The sequence below is a fragment of the Erythrobacter sp. HA7-11 genome, assembly GCF_055693605.1.
Window position 1 is genome coordinate 1,526,402 of the sequence record NZ_JBVFUF010000002.1, and the last position, 17,670, is coordinate 1,544,071.

Genomic DNA, 17,670 nt, shown 5'->3' on the forward strand with positions numbered 1-17,670 from the left:
TTCAAGCTTCGCCGCGCATTTACGGACGATGCGACCGATACGCCAGTGCAAAACTTGTCCTGTGAGAGCTTCGCCCTGCCAGGCCATATCTTTTCAACTGAGCCGATCGGCAATATAGCGACCGAGGGTTGCGTGGGGTTGCAAGGGACGGACGGAAAATTTTTGAGATCACATACAATCGGCCTGCTCACGATCTGATCAGGGATGAAACGTGCGATGCGCTTGTTCATTTGCTGTCTTCTGGCGGCGATGAACGCATCAGCCTGACCGGCGAGGGCGGGCTCAACAAATATTACTCCGCGCCATATCCGCGCGATATCATTGCGTATTCTTCCTCAACGGTGAGCGACATTTCGCCAAAAGCGTTTGCGCATTTGCGTGAAGACTTTGAGGCACGGAAGGAGCGATCGTACTCGCAGCGATTGGACGGACTGCGCGCGCGAATTCAATCTGCTTACGACCTGCCCGAGCAAACCCGCATTGTTTTCGCAGCATCGGGTACGGACCTAGAATATGTCGCGCTTGCTGCGGTTCGCGGGCGCGCGGTCGGCGGCATTCACAACGTGCTTCTTGGGGCTGATGAAATTGGCAGCGGCTGCATCCACTCGGCCCACGGACGCTATTTCGCGCAATTCACCGCCTTGGGTCTGCCTTCCGAACCGAAGACAGACGTTGAAGGCTGCGGGACGATTTCTCTGGTCGATGTGCCGGTGCGCTGCCCGCAAGGAATGGCGTGTTCGAGCAAAGAAATTGCAGACAGTCTCGCGCGCGAGATCGAGCTCGCGATCGCCGAGCACAAGCACGCGCTGGTCCATGTGGTTCATGGATCAAAGACAGGGCTTGTCTTGCCCGAACTGTCCGACCTCGATCGCCTACGCGATGCCTATCCCGGCCAATTTACGCTGGTGATCGATGCATGCCAGGCACGCATCACAAGTCACGCGATCGCTGAATATGTCGCACGCGGGTGCATCATCCTAATGACAGGCTCCAAATTCATGGGAGCGCCCCCGTTTAACGGCTTTGCCATCATCCCGAGCTCTATCGCGGTAATGGCATCGACTCTTCCAGATGGCTTTGCGACACTCTTCAGCCGAGCCGAATTTCCGCCGGATTGGCCAGGGGCAGGGATGCTCCCCAGCGGCGAAAATTTATCGCTCGCCTTGAGGCTCGAAGCCGCGGTGTTTGAGCTGGAGCGATTTCAGCGCATTCCGCTCGATCACATCGAAACAATGATTTCCGCCTTTGAGCAAGGTGTAGAGCGCCATTTGATCGATCCGCTCGGAATCAAGCGGGTTGCTCCTAATCTCGATTCTGATGGCGGCACCGGTGACCGCCCGATAGAAATGCGCACGCTTATCACTTTGGACGTCAGCACCTTACCAGGTGCGACGAGTTTCGACGACGCTGTGGAACTCCACAGGGCGATGGCTTTTGACGGTATCCGACTGGGTCAGCCAGTCAAATGCGTGCGCATCGACGGCCAGTGGGGTGGAACGTTGAGGATCGGGCTTTCTATGCCGATCTTGAGCGCTTGGGCCGAATTGGGTGAAGATGAGCTGGCTCAGGAATTGGCAAGGGACCTCACACAAATCGCGGAAATGCTGCGTATCAAGACCTTCGCCAGCGTCTGATCGCAGGCTGCCGCAATTCTAACAGTTGGCATTCTGGAATTGCGCGCTACACTCTGGAATTCTGGTCGGTCTGTGGAGGGAGCCGATGGGAATTCAACAATGGTACGATGCGCATATCATGCCGCGTCTGGTGGGCTATGCCTGTGGACAGGGGCAAGTCATGAAACGCCGTTCGATGGTCGTGCCTTTGGCGCGCGGAGACGTGTTTGAGCTCGGCTGCGGCGGCGGACTCAATCAGCAATTCTATGACCCTGCAGCGGTCAGCAGCTTTTCCGGAATAGACCCGCATGTGGGACTGCTCGACCGGGCCCGCGCCGAGGCAGAAGCTAAGGGCTGGAAAGCAGACATCCAGGAAGGGGTGGGGGAGGCTATTCCTTTTCCCGACCGTCAATTCGATTGTGTGGTTTGCACCTTCACTTTGTGCACGGTTGAAGACCCTGCGAAGACCATGGCCGAGATGCGGCGCATTCTTAAACCAGGTGGTCAGCTCATCTTTCTCGAGCATGGACGCGCGCCCGACGCCAATGTCGCGAAATGGCAGGACCGGATCGAACCCGTTTGGAAGAAGCTGGCCGGCGGTTGCCATTTGACACGCCCGATCGGCTCGGCGCTGCGCTCAGCGGGGTTTGACGTGGAGCCGCACGGACAGGGATACCTGCCGAAGGCGCCGCGCTTCGCGGCCTGGAACGAGTGGGGAGTGGCCCGCAAACCGGGGCTTTGACCGGTTAGAACTTCATAAGGATTGGCCGCTAATACAGCTGTTTATGAGGCACATTTCTATTCTGTTCGCAGCGGTGTTCACAGCCTCATTTGCGTCATGCGCGCAGGCTAATCCGTCTCTGAGCGATGCGGTGACGGTTGAGGCCATCACACTTGCGTTGCCAGAATGGCCCCTGGATGATGACGCGAGCCCGTTCGAGCGGGCCGATGCAAGATGGGAACGGCATGGCGCTATGCGCGAAACCCTGAAGCATCTGCTCGATCAGCGTGAAGAGCAGCTTGGGTTCAAGGGGGCCGAACAGACAACCTTGGTTGCTGGCATTGAGCTTTCGCAGCAATCTTGGTGGGCATTCGGACGGTTATCGCCGCAGCAATCAGTGTATGTCGCGCTGATCGAAGCGCCCGAGACGTTTGCAGCGGACAAGGATAGTCTTGATGTTTGCATCATCACCTTCAATCCGGATGCGATGCCAAGCGGTATTGAGCTGCGGCATTACCGGCTGCTCTTCGCGGTGCTGATCGAAAGCAAGTGCGGGACAGATGCGCTCAATCTATCGGAAGGCTCCTTGCATTCCAGCCTCACACGCGAATTTTCTCCCCAACCATACCGACTTTACGCCACTGACGAATTTCAAAGCGGTGTCGAGGTGGACGTGCTCACCAAGGATTACGAGCGCGGCGAACGCGTAGATATTCTAGGCATGGTCGCCGCTCACCTGGGAATCACGCAGCCGGCGCAAACGCAGATCGGGAAAGCAAAAGGCTTCTTCGTCCTTTCAGATGGAAGCGTCGCCGCATTCAGGACATTCGATGCGAATGCCGTTCACGCCGTTTGCGTTATAAAGGGCGCCACTTGGCCTGAAGCGCTGCAAGGCCGCATTTCCGATCGAGCCCCTGATACAGATCACGTGCTCCCCTACCGCACATTTTGCGCTGAGCAGCTCGCCTTGGCTGAACGTGAATATAAGAAAGCTCAGTCAGAAGATTGGAAATCACTTCCCACTCCTCCAACTCTGAGCCGAGAGCCCCTGCCAATGCCTTGAGGTCAGGAGCGGCGGCAGGATATCGCCGCCGCGCCTCTCCACTTATTCGCCGAAGGTGCGCTGCCACCAACCGCGCTTGGGCTTGCCGCCATCCTCGCTCGATTCCGCCTGTTGGCTAGCATCTTCGTCAGGAGCGGCAGCCTTGGCAGCCGTCTTTTTAGCGGGAGCCTTCTTGGCAGGCGCCTTGCGCGTCCGCTTTGGCTTTTCGGCAGGCTTCTCTTCCGCTTCCGCAGCGCTCTCTGCTTCTTCGGCAGCAGGTTTCTTGGCCCGACTCGCACGCTTTCGCTTTGGTTTTTCTTCCGCAGCAGCCTCTTCCGCTGGAGCTTCAGCCTTTTGACCCTCAGCTGCTTCAACGTCCGCCTTTTTCTTGCGAGGCGCACGCTTCCGTTTGGGCTTTTCTTCCGGAGACTTTTCCTCGCCTTCGGCCGCCATCGCGCCAGCGGTCTCAGGTGCATCATCCGGACCGGCCACCACCGGCATGTCTTCCTTGACCTGTTCGGCTACCTCTTCGAGATTTTCTGCACCCTCAGCTGCTGCCGCATCATCGGATTTCTTCCGACGACCACGTCCACCACGACGCCGACGCTTCTTCGGCTTGTCCTCGCCATCATCGTCATCGTTTGACTCATCGCGGCTCTCATCGCTTGCGCCATCATCATTGGCCGCCCCGTCTTCATCGCGCTTCTTGTTGCGACCACGACCACCGCGGCGACGGCGACGACGTTTCTTCTTGGGTTGATCGTCGTCGTCTTCGCCATAATCGTCTTGAACCACGTCATCATCATCGTCTTCATCGATGATTGGCTCGAATTTGGGCGCTTCGGAAGGACGTGGGCCAGCACTGGCGACACTCATCTTCGCGCCTTCGTCTTCCCCTTCCGGCGTGACTTCAACCGACACGTTGTAACGATCTTCGATCTCAGCAAGATCCGAACGCTTGGCGTTGAGCAGGTAAACCGCCGCTTCTGTGCTGGCCGACAGCCGGATGAGCGTGCCTTTGCCCTTGGCTGCTTCGTCTTCGATCAGACGCAGAGCCGAAAGACCAGCGGACGAGGCCGTGCGGACAAGGCCCGTGCCATCACAATGCGGGCATTCGCGAGTGGTCGCCTCGAGCACGCCGGTGCGCAGGCGCTGGCGGCTCATTTCCATCAGGCCAAAGCCTGAAATGCGGCCCACCTGGATGCGAGCCCGGTCAGTCTTCAAGGCTTCTTTCATCGCCTTTTCGACTTTACGGACGTTGGAATTGTATTCCATGTCGATGAAGTCGATCACAACGAGACCGGCCATATCGCGCAAGCGCAACTGGCGAGCAATTTCTCGCGCCGCCTCGAGGTTGGTGGCAACAGCCGTCTGCTCGATGCCGTGCTCTTTGGTCGATCGGCCCGAGTTAATGTCGATCGACACCAACGCCTCGGTCGGATTGATGACCAGATAGCCGCCCGATTTGAGCTGCACGACCGGATCGTACATCGCGCGCAATTGATCCTCGGCGCCATAGCGCTGGAACAACGGAACCGGATCGGAATAAGCCTTCACCCGCCGCGCGTGGCTGGGCATCAACATCTTCATGAAGCTCTTGGCGGATTTGTATCCGTCTTCGCCTTCGACGATGACTTCCTCAATTTCGCGATTGTAGATGTCACGGATCGCGCGTTTGATGAGATCGCTGTCCGAGTGCACCAAGGATGGCGCGGTCGAAGAGAGCGTCTTTTGCCGGATTTCGTCCCACAGTCGGGCGAGGTAATCGAAGTCGCGCTTGATCTCGGTCTTCGTGCGGCTGATCCCGGCGGTGCGGACGATCAAGCCCATTGTCTTGGGCAATTTGAGATCGGAGACGACCTGCTTCAAACGCTTGCGATCAGAAGCCGAGCTGATCTTGCGGCTGATCCCGCCACCATGTGAGCTGTTCGGCATCAAAACGGTGTAACGGCCAGCGAGGCTCAAATAGGATGTAAGAGCAGCGCCCTTATTGCCGCGCTCTTCCTTCACGACCTGCACCAGAATTACCTGGCGACGCTGGATCACATCCTGAATTTTGTAGCGACGACGCAGTGCCATACGCTTGGCGCGAACTTCGTCTACCTGCTTTGCACGGCTACGGCCCTTTTTCGGATCACCTTTTCCGCCTTGGCGACGGCGACCACGACCCCGGCGGCGGCCACGGCGAGGTTTGTCATCTTCCGCATCATCATCCGACTTTTCGCCATCTTCATCGTCCGACGCTTCGTCTTCATCGTCATCATCATCATCGTCATCATCGTCATCATCGTCGTCGGTGTCGCCTTCGACATTGCCTTCTTCGATGGTGGCGACTTTATCTTTTTCAGAGGTGTCGATCTCTTCCATGCCGTCTTCGGCAAGGTCTTCGGCGAGAGCTTCAGCGGACTCGTCCTCGGCGTCATATTCGTCGCCAGGTGCAATGCCTTCTTCTTCCTCTTCGGCGCGAAGGCGTGCCTCTTCCTCGGCAGCTTCCGCTTCTTCCGCGAGCAGCCGCTCGCGATCATCCTGCGGGATTTGATAATAATCCGGATGGATTTCGTTGAAGGCGAGGAAGCCATGACGATTCCCACCGAAATCGACGAATGCCGCCTGCAATGAGGGTTCAACCCTCGTAACCTTCGCTAAATAGATATTGCCTTTGATCTGCTTGTGTTCGGCAGATTCAAAGTCGAACTCCTCAATCCGGTTGCCTTTTAGTACCGCCACCCGGGTCTCTTCCGAGTGGCGCGCATCGATTAGCATGCGCGTTGCCATTGTGTTGTCTCCACGCGCTTAATGCGGCTTTCCGCCGGCCATTGAAGCGCAATTTGTAGGGTGAAACAGCCGGTCCGGCTCCCCGATGGAGGCGAGATTGGCTGATCGATTTAATGAATTGCCGCGCGATTCCTTCGCGCGATGGGATGAATGTGTCTGCTGAAGCGAGCCTGCGGATTGTTTCCGCGCTTGGCCCCGCATGCTCCATCGCCAGCGCGGTGCGCTGCGACTGGATTTGCGAGGAGAAGGAACTCGTCACTGCATCAACCTGTAAATGGGCCACAATAAAGATCTCTATCGAGGCCAAACCTTGAAAAACTCTGAGTCGCCTGCCTAAGCTTGGCTGTACGCAGCATTTTTCGTCAAAGCTTCGCTAGCACCGTGGGTTGCATGCCGCAACCATATTGCGTTGTAATGCGTCATCATTCTAAGCGGTGTACACAATGTCGCTCAGAACACTTCTCTTGCTGGTGCTGCTCCTCCCAGTGTTTGTTATCGGCGGCGCGGTTGCGACGGGCACGACTATTCCTGTGCCCGAATGGGGCCGCGATTATGTGCAGCGCATCCAATTGTGGGGCGAGGACGGGCCGGTTGCGCTGCCTGACGTTCTCGGTCCTGAAGACGCCGATCGACCGCTGGTGGTGATTGATGCAGGTCACGGAGGGCGCGATCCCGGCGCAGTTGGCCGTGCAGCCGATGGGTCCCGCGTACAGGAAAAGGACATTACCCTCGCAATCGCACTCGCCTTGCGTGATCAACTGCTCGCCGAGGGCGGTATCCGTGTCGCGCTGACACGCTCAACCGATGTCATCCTGCCGCTCGCCGACCGGCTGGAAATTGCCCGACAACTGGGTGCGGACCTGTTTGTGTCGATCCATGCCGATTCCGCCGGTGAGGGCAATGATGTGTCGGGCGCGAGCGTCTATACACTCTCATCCGAGGCATCGAGCGAAGCCGCAGCGCGTTTTGCTGCGCGTGAGAACGACGCGGACCGCGTGAACGGCATCCAGATCGACGGGCAAAGCGAAGAGGTCAGCGCAATATTGGTCGAGCTTTCGCAGCAGGCGACGCAAGAAGATTCCGCGGACCTTTCAGGCCTTATCATTCGGGAGGGCGAGGGCGCGCTTCCCTTTGTGAGTCAACCTCGCCGGTCGGCGGCGCTTGCAGTTCTGCGCGCGCCTGATGTTCCGTCGATCTTGTTCGAGAGCGGCTTTGTCACCAACCAAACCGATAGCGCGCGCTTGACCACGCCAGAAGGGCAGGCGGTTTACGCTGGCGTGCTCGCGGACGCGATCCGGATTTACTTCGCGCGAAGAGCAGAGCGCTAATTCATCGGAAAATCAGTTGAAAGCCGCTAGCGCGTCAAATCTGACGTGCTAAACGTAGATGCAATCATGACCGAAACGACCGAACAATCGACCTTGGAATATTTTCGCTATCGTGTGGGGCGCGACCTCAGCGCGGTGGGCGCTTGGTTTTCTCAAAAGTGGCGTTCGAGCTGGCTGTTCAAGCTGGGTGCGGCGGCGGTCATTCTCGGCCTGCTGGTCTGGGTGGCTGCGTGGACGTTCCTTGCACGTGATCTTCCCGATGCGGAAAGCCTCGTCGACTACCAGACCCCGCTGCCCACTGTAGTACGCGGAATTGATGGTGAGATTGTGCATTCCTACGCCCGAGAGCGGCGGGTGCAGCTGCAATATCCCGATTTTCCTGAAAGGCTGGTCGAGGCATATCTGTCGGCTGAGGATAAAACCTTTTTCTCGCACGGCGGCGTCGATCTCACCGGCACCGCGAATGCGGTGTTCGACTACATTCGCAAATACGGCTCTGGAGAGCGCGCCGTCGGCGGCTCGACCATCACTCAGCAGGTGGCGAAAAACCTCCTGCTTGGTGACGAATATTCGGTCACGCGCAAGCTCAAGGAGATGATCCTTGCAAGCCGCATCGAAGGGGTGATGAGCAAAGAGGAAATACTCGAACTCTATCTCAACGAAATTCCGCTGGGCCGCCGCAGTTTCGGAGTGCAAGCAGCTGCGCGCGCCTATTTCGATAAGGACGTTGGCGCACTTGAATTGCATGAAATGGCATTCCTCGCGATCTTGCCGAAAGCGCCCGAGCGCTATGGCCGATCTGCCAATGAAGAACTCGCCATCGAGCGGCGCAATTTCGTGCTCGGCCAGATGGAAGAAAACGGCTTCATCACCGCTGAAGAAGAAAGCGCAGCAAAAGCGCAGCCGCTTGGGCTAGTGCGCCAACGCAGCCAGCGCTCGGTTGATGCGGGCTATTTCCTCGAAGAGGTGCGCCGCGAGCTTATCGAGCGGTTTGGCGAGAACGCCGAAGATGGCGAGAACAGCGTATACGCAGGTGGTCTGTGGGTGCGCACTTCGCTTGATCCTGAGATGCAAGACGCCGCGCGGACGGCCTTGCGCAAAGGCCTTCAACGATACCACGGAAATCGCGGCTGGACCGGACCGATCGCGACAATCGATTTTGACGACGGGCCGTGGGCGAGCCAGTTGCGCAGTTCGAACCTTGCAATCAATTTCGAAAACTGGCGCGTCGGAGTTGTCACCCAGCGATCGGGCAGCTCTGCGACGATTGGTTTTTCAGACGGGGAAGAAAAGCCGCTTACCGGTCTACCTAATGCATTGAAGGCTGGTAACGTGATAGTCGCTCAACCAAGCGGCAATGGTTTTCGGGTTCGCACAATCCCCAGCGCGCAAGGCGGACTGGTCGTCCAAAGCGCACAATACGGGCGCATCTTCGCGATGCAGGGCGGGTTTGATTACCGCGTGTCCGACTTCAATCGCGCGACACAAGCGATGCGTCAGCCAGGCTCGACCATCAAACCGTTTGTTTATGCCACCGGGCTCGACAATGGCATGACACCATCGACGCAAATCGATAACTCGCGCTTCTGCTATTATCAGGGACGCAATTTGGGCGAGAAGTGCATCCGTGGCGGGCGCGCGGGCGAATTCCCGATGCGTTACGGGCTTGAGCAATCGCAAAACATCATGACCGTCCAGATCGGCATTCAGGCTGGCATGGACAATGTTGTGAACACGATCGAGCGGCTTGGGATCAGCGATGACCCGGATCCCTACGCAGCGACGTCTCTCGGCTCTGAAGAAACGACCGTGCAAAAGCTCGTCGCCGCCTATGGCGCTCTTGCCAATCACGGACGGCTAAACCAGCCCACTGTCATCGACTACATTCAGGACCGCAACGGCAAGGTCATATGGCGAGCTGACAAGCGCAAATGCACCGGCTGCAATATGGCTCAGTGGGATGGCAAGGCGATGCCGCGCTTTGGACTTAAGGGCGAGCAAGCGATGGATGCGCGAACCGCTTTCCAGACGATGCATATGTTGCGCGGTGTGGTCGAACGGGGCACGGCAACTGTATTGAATGACCTCGGCCTGCCGCTGTTCGGCAAGACCGGTACAACCACGGGACCGAAAGACGTGTGGTTCGTGGGGGGCACTCAACAGATTGTCGCCGGCGCTTATGTCGGGTTTGACCAGCCCCGCAATATGGGTGGCTACGCACAAGGCGGGACTATTGCTGCTCCGATTATCAAAACACTGATTCAGGAATCGCGAGACCAATGGTCCGATTTGCCCGCAATCGCACCTGCGGGGTTCGCATGGTCAGAGTCGACCGCGTCACCGGAAAACGCGTCTTGGATGGCTGGCCCACTGCAGATAAGAAATCCGCTGTCATATGGGAGGCGTTCAAACCCGACACCGAACCGGATCGCGCAACCCGCCTCGACCAGATCAAAGCGAAGCGTGACGAGATTCTTGCGTTGATCAGGTCAGCCCGCAATCGAACAAGCTCGGCAGAGACCGAAACAAACGATGGGCAGCCAGAGGATTTCGTCGAGGATCAGGGCGGGCTATATTAGCGTGACTTGACCGCCAGGCAGTCGCCCCCGTGCTGCGATCCACGAACTCGCGAACTTTACAATTATCACTCGCCCGCTAATCGATGGCGTCAAGTTGAAACACCAAAGGAATTTCCATGCGCGCTGAAGCGCAAGCTCACATTGACCGGATTGAAGCGGCCTTGGGATTGGTGCGACAATCACTCGATTGGGATAGCGCGTTGCGCCGTCTCGACGAGCTCAACGCGCGCGTGCAGGATCCGAGCCTGTGGGACAATCCGAAGGAGGCGCAAAGCGTTAGCCGGGAGCAGAAAACGCTCGAGACGGCAGTGAACACAGTGCGCGACATTTCGTCTGAAATGGCTGATGCGATTGAGTTCATCGAAATGGGCGAAGCCGAGGGTGAGGAAGATATCATCAATGATGGTCTCAAATCGCTCGAAAAGCTCGCCGACCGCGCTGACGCCGACAAGGTGCAGGCGCTGCTTTCAGGGGAAGCGGACGCCAACGACACCTACCTGGAAATACACGCAGGGGCGGGTGGCACTGAAAGTCAGGATTGGGCAGAGATGCTCTTGCGCATGTATGCGCGCTGGGCCGAGCGGCGCGGCTATAAGGTCGAAACGGTTGAATATCAGGCCGGCGATGCTGCTGGGATTAAATCTGCAACGCTGCATATCAAAGGCGAAAATGCCTATGGCTATGCCAAGACGGAAAGCGGCGTGCACCGCCTTGTCCGCATTAGCCCCTATGACAGCTCTGCACGGCGCCACACATCATTCAGCTCGGTCTGGGTCTATCCAGTCATCGACGACGACTTTGAGGTCGAGATCAACGAGGGTGATCTGAAGATCGACACGTATCGCGCATCGGGTGCAGGCGGTCAGCACGTCAACACAACCGACAGCGCGGTGCGGATCACGCACCAGCCCACCGGGATCGTGGTTGCTAGCCAAAACGACCGCAGCCAGCACAAGAACCGCGCAACGGCGTTGAACATGCTCAAGGCGCGCCTTTTCGAGCGTGAGATGGCCGAGCGCGAGGCGGCAGCCAGCGGGGAATATCAGGAGAAAAGCGAGATCGGATGGGGTCACCAGATCCGCTCGTACGTCTTGCAACCCTATCAGATGGTCAAGGACCTGCGCACAGGCGTAACCTCATCCTCGCCTGACGATGTCCTCGATGGCGCGCTTGATCCGTATATTTCTGCTGCGCTGGCTCAGCGTGTGACGGGAGAGACGGTCGAAGTCGAGGACGTCGAATAGTCATGCGGCTGTTGGTGGGATCGTTTGCTATGCTCGCGCTTGTCGCGGGGTGCAAACCTGCGGCGGACAATAAAGGCCGCCCGGAAACAGCGCTCGAATTCCCGCTGCCCGACCGTCCAGTGTCGACCATCACCTCAAACCAGTTTTCCAACGAAGACGCGCGCGACCGACGCGGCGAAGCGCAAAAGGTGATGGATCTTGCCAATATCACCGAGGGAATGACCGTCGCCGATATCGGCGCAGGCGAGGGCTACTATACCGTTCGCTTGGCCGACCGCGTTGGTGAGGCGGGCCGCGTTCTCGCGCAGGACATTGATCGCGATGCTCTGGAGCGGATTGGTCGCCGGGTCGAGAATGAACGGCTTGAGAATATTTCGATCAAGCTCGGTCAGGTTGATGATCCGCAATTGCCACCGGCCAGTTTTGACCGGATTTTTCTCGTTCACATGTATCACGAGGTGAGTGAGCCTTATGCCTTTTTGTGGCGTCTATGGCCCGCTCTGGCCGAGAACGGTCAGGTGATCGTGGTCGACGCGGATCGACCGACAGACCGACACGGGATTCCGCCCAAGCTCCTTTTCTGCGAATTCAGTGCAGCCGGATATCGTCTGATGGAGTTCATCGAGAAACCTGATATAAAAGGATATTTTGCTCGGTTTGAGCGCGCTGAAAGGCGTCCTGAGCCAAATAAAATCACTCCTTGCAGCCTCTCCGCAAGGGCCGACTAGCAGCCTGTTCAGGCGCAATATCCGTCGGAAAGACAAAACTGCATTCCGTAACCAACTAACCGTCCCTGCGCCCTTTCCATAGGGAATGCGCGGTGCTAGTCGCTGCCTCAACCTAAGGGGCAAAAGGGCAGGAGTACCGCCGGGGATGACAGATTTTCCAACCAGCTTTGACCGCGATGATTTGCTGAAATGCGCGCGCGGTGAGTTGTTCGGCCCCGGCAATGCGCAATTGCCCGAACCACCCATGTTGATGATGGACCGGATCACCGACATTTCCGGTGATGGCGGCGAGCATGGCAAGGGCCATGTGGTGGCTGAGTTCGATATCAAGCCAGACCTTTGGTTCTTCGACTGTCACTTTCCCGGCAACCCGATCATGCCAGGCTGCCTAGGGCTTGATGGCTTGTGGCAGCTGACCGGATTCAATCTCGGTTGGCGCGGTTGGAAAGGTCGCGGTTACGCTCTGGGTGTCGGCGAAGTGAAGCTGACAGGCATGGTGCGCCCTGATCGCAAAATGCTGAAATATTTTGTTGATTTCACCAAGGCTGTGCAGACCCGACGTCTGACGATGGGTGTGGCCGATGGCCGCGTCGAAGCCGATGGCGAAGTCATCTATCAAGTGAAAGATATGAAAGTCGCGCTCTCAGAGGCGTGAAGTGGGGATTATGCGTCGCGTCGTCGTAACTGGACTGGGGATCGTCTCCTCGATTGGCAATAATGCCGAAGAAGTGCTGTCCGCGCTCAAAGCGGGCAAATCGGGTATCACTTTCAATGAGGACATGGCCGAGCATGGCTTCCGCTCGCAGATCGCGGGCGCGGTTGACCTGGATGTCGCCGAACATGTCGACAAGCGGACTCTGCGTTTCATGGGACCGGGCGCGGCCTATGCCCATATCGCGATGGGGCAGGCGATTGCCGATGCGGGCCTGGAAGAAAAGGACGTCATAAACCCTATGACCGGGGTGATCGCTGGCTCTGGCGGCCCTTCGACCTCGGCCATGCTGACAGCGCATCAAACGGTGCTCAAGACCGGCGCGACCAAGCGCATTGGCCCGTTTGCTGTGCCCAAGACCATGTCTTCAACGGTCAGCGCGAACCTTGCGACAGCCTATCAGATCAAGGGCGTGAACTTCTCGATCACTTCGGCTTGTTCTACCTCGCTGCATTGCATCGGTATGGCCGCACAGCAAATCGCGCTTGGCCAACAGGACGTGATGTTCGGCGGTGGCGGCGAAGAACTCGACTGGACGCTGTCGTGCCTGTTCGACGCGATGGGCGCGATGTCGAGCAAGTATAACGACACGCCAGAGCGCGCCTCGCGGGCCTTTGACGCTGATCGCGATGGGTTTGTGATCGGCGGCGGCGGAGCCATCGTGGTGCTCGAAGCGCTTGAACATGCGCAGGCGCGCGGCGCGAAAATCTACGCTGAAGTCACTGGGTTTGCAGCCACTTCTGACGGTGCCGACATGGTCGCGCCATCGGGCGAGGGCGGTGAACGAGCGATGCGCGGAGCGCTCAAGTCGCTGAGCGAAGATCGCAAAGTCAGCTACATCAACGCGCACGGCACTTCGACACCGGTCGGTGATGTCGGTGAGATCGAGGCAGTGCGCCGTGTCTTTGGTGATGGATCAACACCGCCGGTCAGCTCGACCAAATCGATGACCGGGCATAGCCAGGGCGCAACCGGCGCGCAGGAAGCAATCTATTGCCTTCTCGCCTTGGAGCACGACTTCATCATCCCGTCGATCAATGTGGAAACGCTCGACCCGGCATTGAAACCGGAAGAGATCGCGACGCAGCTCGTCGAAAATGCCGGGCTTGATACGGTTATGACCAATAGCTTTGGGTTTGGCGGCACCAATGGTTCGATGCTGCTTTCCAAATTTCACGGATAGATTTTCACGCATTTGGTGAGGGAATGTGAAAATGTCAGAGAATACAGGCGCACTCGCAGGAAAACGCGGCCTCGTCATGGGCGTAGCCAATGATCGGTCGATCGCCTGGGGAATCGCCAAAGCCTGCGCTGAGGCGGGCGCGGAACTGGCCTTTACCTATCAAGGGGACGCGTTTGGTAAACGGCTTGCCCCACTGGCCGAAAGCGTCGGCTCGGATTTCATGCTCGACGTCGATGTGACCGATGATGCGTCGCTCGATGCCGCTTTTAGTGCATTGCAAGAGCGATGGGGCAGGCTTGACTTTTTGATCCACGCCATAGCTTTTTCCGATAAATCGGAGTTGACGGGCCGCATCCTCAACACCACGCGCGAGAACTTCAAGAACTCGATGGATATCTCCGCCTACAGCTTCATCGAAGTTGCGCGGCGCGCGCATCCGATGATGGTCGAGCATGGCGGCACCTTGATTACGCTCAGCTATATGGGCTCGAACCGCGTCACGCCGAATTACAATGTGATGGGCGTAGCAAAGGCCGCTTTGGAAGCGTCGGTGCGTTATCTTGCCGATGATCTCGGTCCTGAAGGCATTCGCGTCAACGCGGTCAGCCCTGGCCCGATGAAAACGCTCGCTGGCTCTGCTATTGGCGGTGCCCGCAAGACCTGGAAGCACACCGAGGCCAACGCTCCCTTGCGCGCGAATGCGACTTTGGAAGCCGTAGGCGGCACAGCGGTCTACCTCTGCTCTGACGCAGGGGCTTGCACCACCGGCGAAATCATCCGCGTGGATGGCGGTTTCCACGTTCTGGGCATGCCACAGCACGAGAATCTGTAAGTCTGTGACGCGTATGCCGATCGAACAGACCAGTCTTACCGATGCTTCGGTTCGCGATCTGCTCGAGTTTCACCACCGCGACATGCTTGCTGTTTCACCTCCCGGAACAGCCTATGCTTTCGACATTGATCGCTTGAACGCCGATGACATTCAACTGTTCGGTGCGTGGGACGGCGGAAATTTGCTTGGCGTCGCAGCCCTGCGGTCCCATGATAATTTTGCCGAGATCAAATCGATGCGAACGACCGCTCAGGCGCGGGGGAAGGGCGCTGGCAAAAGGCTACTGGCCCATCTCCTCGACGCAGCCCGCTCTGCGGGGTTCACCCATGTCAAACTCGAGACCGGTATCAGCTCGGCCTTTGACGCCGCTAATGGCCTTTATCGCAGCTTTGGCTTCACCGAGACCGCACCGTTCGCGGGCTATGAAGACAATGGCGACAACCGATTTTACGAGCTAACACTCGATTGATGAGGTTGGCTCGATGAGCGTCGAAAAAGCTGAAGCGCCAAGATTGTCCCTTTGGGCGGGCGAGTTGCTGGCATTGCCGAAAGTTCTCGCAGCACCTTTGCGCAAGCCTGTGCAAGCGGAGCCATTTGGCAATTCGCGCCCTGTCATGGTTCTGCCCGGGATGTTGTCCGGTGATCGTTCCACCAGCCTGCTGCGATCCTCGCTCAATGAAGCTGGGTTTCAGGCTCATGGCTGGGGACAGTCGCTCAATGCCAAGGTCACTCAAAAACGTCTTGAGGCTGTTGAGGCACGGATTGCTGATCTCGCGGACCAAACGGGCCAAGCGGTGATCCTGATGGGCTGGAGCCTAGGCGGAATGTTCACGCGGCTGCTCGCGCACCGAATGCCGCAGCATATCTCGCTCGCCGTCACGCTGGGCGCCCCGTTTTCCGGCGACCGAAGAGCGAACAACGCTTGGCGATTGTATGAGCTGATCAACGATCATCCCGTCGACAAGCCGCCGTTCGAGCATGATCTCGCACTCAAGCCGCCAATGCGCACAATAGCAATCTGGTCAACACGGGATGGGATCGTCGCCCCCGAATGCGCTTCCGGCACACAGTTGCAATCCGACCTGCGCGTGGAGCTGCCATATAAGCATTTCGAGCTTGGTTCGTCCCGCCGGGCGGTCGCCGAAGTGCTCGATGTACTGCGCGAAGAATTGCGCGATGGCACGCCTTCCGCTCTGGCGGTGGCTCGGCTCCCCGCTCTCACCGATAAAGAGATTGCGCGCCGTTTGCCCGTGTGGTCGGCGCTGTCTGATACATTCCTCGACACCGAGCTTGACGATCATAACTACCACAACATTGCGGAACTGATCGCGGAGGCGGGTTATACGAAGGAAGAGCTGGAGACGATCTATCGGGCAGAGGTAGAGCCTGCCTTCTCGTACAATCTGCTCAGTCCCGCTGGAGAATGGGCTGGCTGGCCTGAAGAGTTCGTCGCCGAGCGTGTGATGGCTTGCCGCAAGTCAGCCGAAACACAAGCACGGCCTCGCATCGTTATGCGCGACCATGTGAAGAACGAATGGATCAAGATAAGCCGCGCTCTAGACGCGCTCTAAGGCAAGCTAAGGCGCGCCCCAAGCCATATCCTTCAGTCCATATCCCACGCGTGCTCGCCGTGGCTGGTGACGTCCAGACCTTCAATCTCGTGCTCTCGCTCGACCCGCATCGGAAATACGACTGAAACCATCAATGCAATGATGACGGTTCCGACTGCGCTCCACAGGGCGACAGCGCCGATTCCGGTCAGCTGAGCGACCAATTGGCTGCCCATGCTCATGCCTTCGAAGTAGCCGGTTCCGCCCAGTTCCGGTGCGAGGAAGATTGCGAGCAGCAGCGTGCCGAGCAGACCACCAACGCCGTGCACCGCGAACACGTCGAGCGAATCGTCGATATGCCAGCGCAGCTTGATGAGATGGATCGCGCCGTAGCAAACCAGCGATCCGAGCAGTCCGAGCAGCATCGCCGCGCCCGGTGATACAAACACCGCCGCTGGCGTGATCGTGGCAAGGCCAGCAATCGCGCCTGTCGCCCACCCGATCGTCGTGGGCTTCCCCAATTGCAGTTTCTCGATCAGCAGCCAGGTGAGCGCAGCGGCGCTGGCCGCTAGATGCGTGTTGATGATCGCGCTAGAGGCATTGTCATTCGCGCCAAGCGCCGATCCGCCGTTGAAGCCGAACCAACCCACCCATAGCAGAGCTGCCCCCACCATCGTCAGCGCAGGTGCATTGGGCAGCATGGGCTTCTTTGGAAAACCGTCTCTTTTGCCAAGGAGCAGGGCGATCAGAAGCGCCGACACACCCGCAGTCGTATGCACGACGAGACCTCCTGCAAAATCGAGCGTGCCGAAGCTTGTGGCTAGCCATCCGCCGCCCCACAGCCAGTGTGCGACGGGTGCATAGACGATCAGCCCCCACAGCGCGCTGAAGGCCAGCACCCAAGCAAAGCGTGCACGCTCCACCCAAGCGCCAACCATCAGGGCAGGGGTAATGACCGCGAAGGTCATCTGGAACAGCGCGAAAGTGCTTTCGGGAATGGCCGTACCGGGGCGCAATGTGCCGAGGTCACCGAGCATCAGCGCGTTGCCGCCGCCGATCCAGCCATTCGTCACCTGCCCGAATGCCAAAGTGTAACCGACTGCCACCCACAGAACCGAGGTTGCTGCGGCAATTGCTCCGCACTGCAGCACGACCGAAAGGAGGTTCTTCGCACGAACCAAACCGCCATAGAACAATGCCAGGCCGGGAAGCGTCATCATCAGGACGAGGGCCGAGGACGCGAGGATCCATGCCGTATCGCCCGTATCGCTCGCAATGGTTTGGCCGCCATCCTGCGCGAGAGCGGGGACAGAAATGGCTGCCAAAACCGCAGCCAAAGCACGTAAAAGCCGTCTCATTGTGT

Annotated in this window: 13 protein-coding genes and 1 pseudogene; 12 read left to right on the forward strand and 2 right to left on the reverse strand. The window is 58.2% G+C overall.

Features of this window, described 5'->3' with window-relative positions:
* The first annotated feature begins 230 nt into the window (after positions 1 to 230).
* From ACZ1GU_RS07900 to ACZ1GU_RS07910, 3 genes are all read left to right on the forward strand, one after another.
* Positions 231 to 1,634: a hypothetical protein gene (locus tag ACZ1GU_RS07900; protein WP_472647476.1), complete on the forward strand. Its 1,404-nt coding sequence runs from the start codon at positions 231 to 233 to the stop codon at positions 1,632 to 1,634.
* Between the two features lie 85 nt (positions 1,635 to 1,719).
* Positions 1,720 to 2,355: a class I SAM-dependent methyltransferase gene (locus tag ACZ1GU_RS07905; RefSeq protein WP_472647477.1), complete on the forward strand. Its 636-nt coding sequence runs from the start codon at positions 1,720 to 1,722 to the stop codon at positions 2,353 to 2,355.
* Positions 2,356 to 2,398: 43 nt separating this feature from the next.
* Positions 2,399 to 3,397 carry a hypothetical protein gene (locus tag ACZ1GU_RS07910; RefSeq protein ID WP_472647479.1) on the forward strand — a complete coding sequence of 333 codons (999 nt, stop codon included), beginning with the start codon at positions 2,399 to 2,401 and terminating at the stop codon, positions 3,395 to 3,397.
* A gap of 42 nt (positions 3,398 to 3,439) precedes the next feature.
* Here the strand turns inward: ACZ1GU_RS07910 and ACZ1GU_RS07915 are convergent, their stop codons facing one another.
* Positions 3,440 to 6,151, reverse strand: coding sequence for an Rne/Rng family ribonuclease (locus ACZ1GU_RS07915; RefSeq protein ID WP_472647480.1), 2,712 nt, complete (start codon positions 6,149 to 6,151; stop codon positions 3,440 to 3,442).
* Positions 6,152 to 6,594: 443 nt separating this feature from the next.
* On the opposite strand from ACZ1GU_RS07915, the gene ACZ1GU_RS07920 reads away from it, so the two are divergent.
* From ACZ1GU_RS07920 to ACZ1GU_RS07960, 9 genes and pseudogenes are all read left to right on the forward strand, one after another.
* The gene (locus tag ACZ1GU_RS07920; protein WP_472647481.1) at positions 6,595 to 7,479 is read left to right on the forward strand and encodes an N-acetylmuramoyl-L-alanine amidase family protein; all 885 of its coding nucleotides are present in this window, start codon (positions 6,595 to 6,597) and stop codon (positions 7,477 to 7,479) included.
* Positions 7,480 to 7,545: 66 nt separating this feature from the next.
* Positions 7,546 to 10,058 (forward strand): annotated as a pseudogene (locus ACZ1GU_RS07925) (penicillin-binding protein 1A).
* A gap of 116 nt (positions 10,059 to 10,174) precedes the next feature.
* Positions 10,175 to 11,302, forward strand: a complete 1,128-nt coding sequence (prfB, locus tag ACZ1GU_RS07930) for a peptide chain release factor 2 (RefSeq protein ID WP_472647482.1) — start codon at positions 10,175 to 10,177, stop codon at positions 11,300 to 11,302.
* Positions 11,303 to 11,331: 29 nt separating this feature from the next.
* Positions 11,332 to 12,030, forward strand: a complete 699-nt coding sequence (locus ACZ1GU_RS07935) for a class I SAM-dependent methyltransferase (RefSeq protein ID WP_472647483.1) — start codon at positions 11,332 to 11,334, stop codon at positions 12,028 to 12,030.
* Positions 12,031 to 12,175: 145 nt separating this feature from the next.
* Complete coding sequence (gene fabA, locus ACZ1GU_RS07940; protein WP_472647484.1) at positions 12,176 to 12,685, forward strand: bifunctional 3-hydroxydecanoyl-ACP dehydratase/trans-2-decenoyl-ACP isomerase; 510 nt, start codon at positions 12,176 to 12,178, stop codon at positions 12,683 to 12,685.
* Positions 12,686 to 12,695: 10 nt separating this feature from the next.
* Positions 12,696 to 13,925, forward strand: coding sequence for a beta-ketoacyl-ACP synthase II (locus ACZ1GU_RS07945; protein WP_472647485.1), 1,230 nt, complete (start codon positions 12,696 to 12,698; stop codon positions 13,923 to 13,925).
* A gap of 31 nt (positions 13,926 to 13,956) precedes the next feature.
* On the forward strand, positions 13,957 to 14,757 hold the full coding sequence (locus ACZ1GU_RS07950; protein WP_472647486.1) for an enoyl-ACP reductase FabI: 801 nt from the start codon (positions 13,957 to 13,959) through the stop codon (positions 14,755 to 14,757).
* A gap of 13 nt (positions 14,758 to 14,770) precedes the next feature.
* On the forward strand, positions 14,771 to 15,226 hold the full coding sequence (locus ACZ1GU_RS07955; RefSeq protein WP_472648733.1) for a GNAT family N-acetyltransferase: 456 nt from the start codon (positions 14,771 to 14,773) through the stop codon (positions 15,224 to 15,226).
* Positions 15,227 to 15,239: 13 nt separating this feature from the next.
* Positions 15,240 to 16,328: a DUF7079 family protein gene (locus tag ACZ1GU_RS07960; RefSeq protein ID WP_472647487.1), complete on the forward strand. Its 1,089-nt coding sequence runs from the start codon at positions 15,240 to 15,242 to the stop codon at positions 16,326 to 16,328.
* A gap of 32 nt (positions 16,329 to 16,360) precedes the next feature.
* Here ACZ1GU_RS07960 and ACZ1GU_RS07965 read toward each other — a convergent pair whose 3' ends face one another.
* A complete protein-coding gene (locus ACZ1GU_RS07965) occupies positions 16,361 to 17,665 on the reverse strand; it encodes an ammonium transporter (protein WP_472647488.1) in 1,305 nt (434 codons plus the stop codon).
* Positions 17,666 to 17,670 lie beyond the last annotated feature (5 nt).

Excerpts from the sequence above, each read along its gene's own strand:
- ACZ1GU_RS07945 (WP_472647485.1), top strand. The coding sequence starts at position 12,696 with ATGCGTCGCGTCGTCGTAACTGGACTGGGGATCGTCTCCTCGATTGGC.
- ACZ1GU_RS07920 (WP_472647481.1), top strand. The coding sequence starts at position 6,595 with ATGTCGCTCAGAACACTTCTCTTGCTGGTGCTGCTCCTCCCAGTGTTT.
- ACZ1GU_RS07955 (WP_472648733.1), top strand. The coding sequence starts at position 14,771 with ATGCCGATCGAACAGACCAGTCTTACCGATGCTTCGGTTCGCGATCTG.
- ACZ1GU_RS07950 (WP_472647486.1), top strand. The coding sequence starts at position 13,957 with ATGTCAGAGAATACAGGCGCACTCGCAGGAAAACGCGGCCTCGTCATG.
- ACZ1GU_RS07915 (WP_472647480.1), bottom strand. The coding sequence starts at position 6,151 with ATGGCAACGCGCATGCTAATCGATGCGCGCCACTCGGAAGAGACCCGG.
- ACZ1GU_RS07905 (WP_472647477.1), top strand. The coding sequence starts at position 1,720 with ATGGGAATTCAACAATGGTACGATGCGCATATCATGCCGCGTCTGGTG.
- ACZ1GU_RS07965 (WP_472647488.1), bottom strand. The coding sequence starts at position 17,665 with ATGAGACGGCTTTTACGTGCTTTGGCTGCGGTTTTGGCAGCCATTTCT.
- ACZ1GU_RS07935 (WP_472647483.1), top strand. The coding sequence starts at position 11,332 with ATGCTCGCGCTTGTCGCGGGGTGCAAACCTGCGGCGGACAATAAAGGC.
- prfB (WP_472647482.1), top strand. The coding sequence starts at position 10,175 with ATGCGCGCTGAAGCGCAAGCTCACATTGACCGGATTGAAGCGGCCTTG.
- fabA (WP_472647484.1), top strand. The coding sequence starts at position 12,176 with ATGACAGATTTTCCAACCAGCTTTGACCGCGATGATTTGCTGAAATGC.
- ACZ1GU_RS07960 (WP_472647487.1), top strand. The coding sequence starts at position 15,240 with ATGAGCGTCGAAAAAGCTGAAGCGCCAAGATTGTCCCTTTGGGCGGGC.
- ACZ1GU_RS07910 (WP_472647479.1), top strand. The coding sequence starts at position 2,399 with ATGAGGCACATTTCTATTCTGTTCGCAGCGGTGTTCACAGCCTCATTT.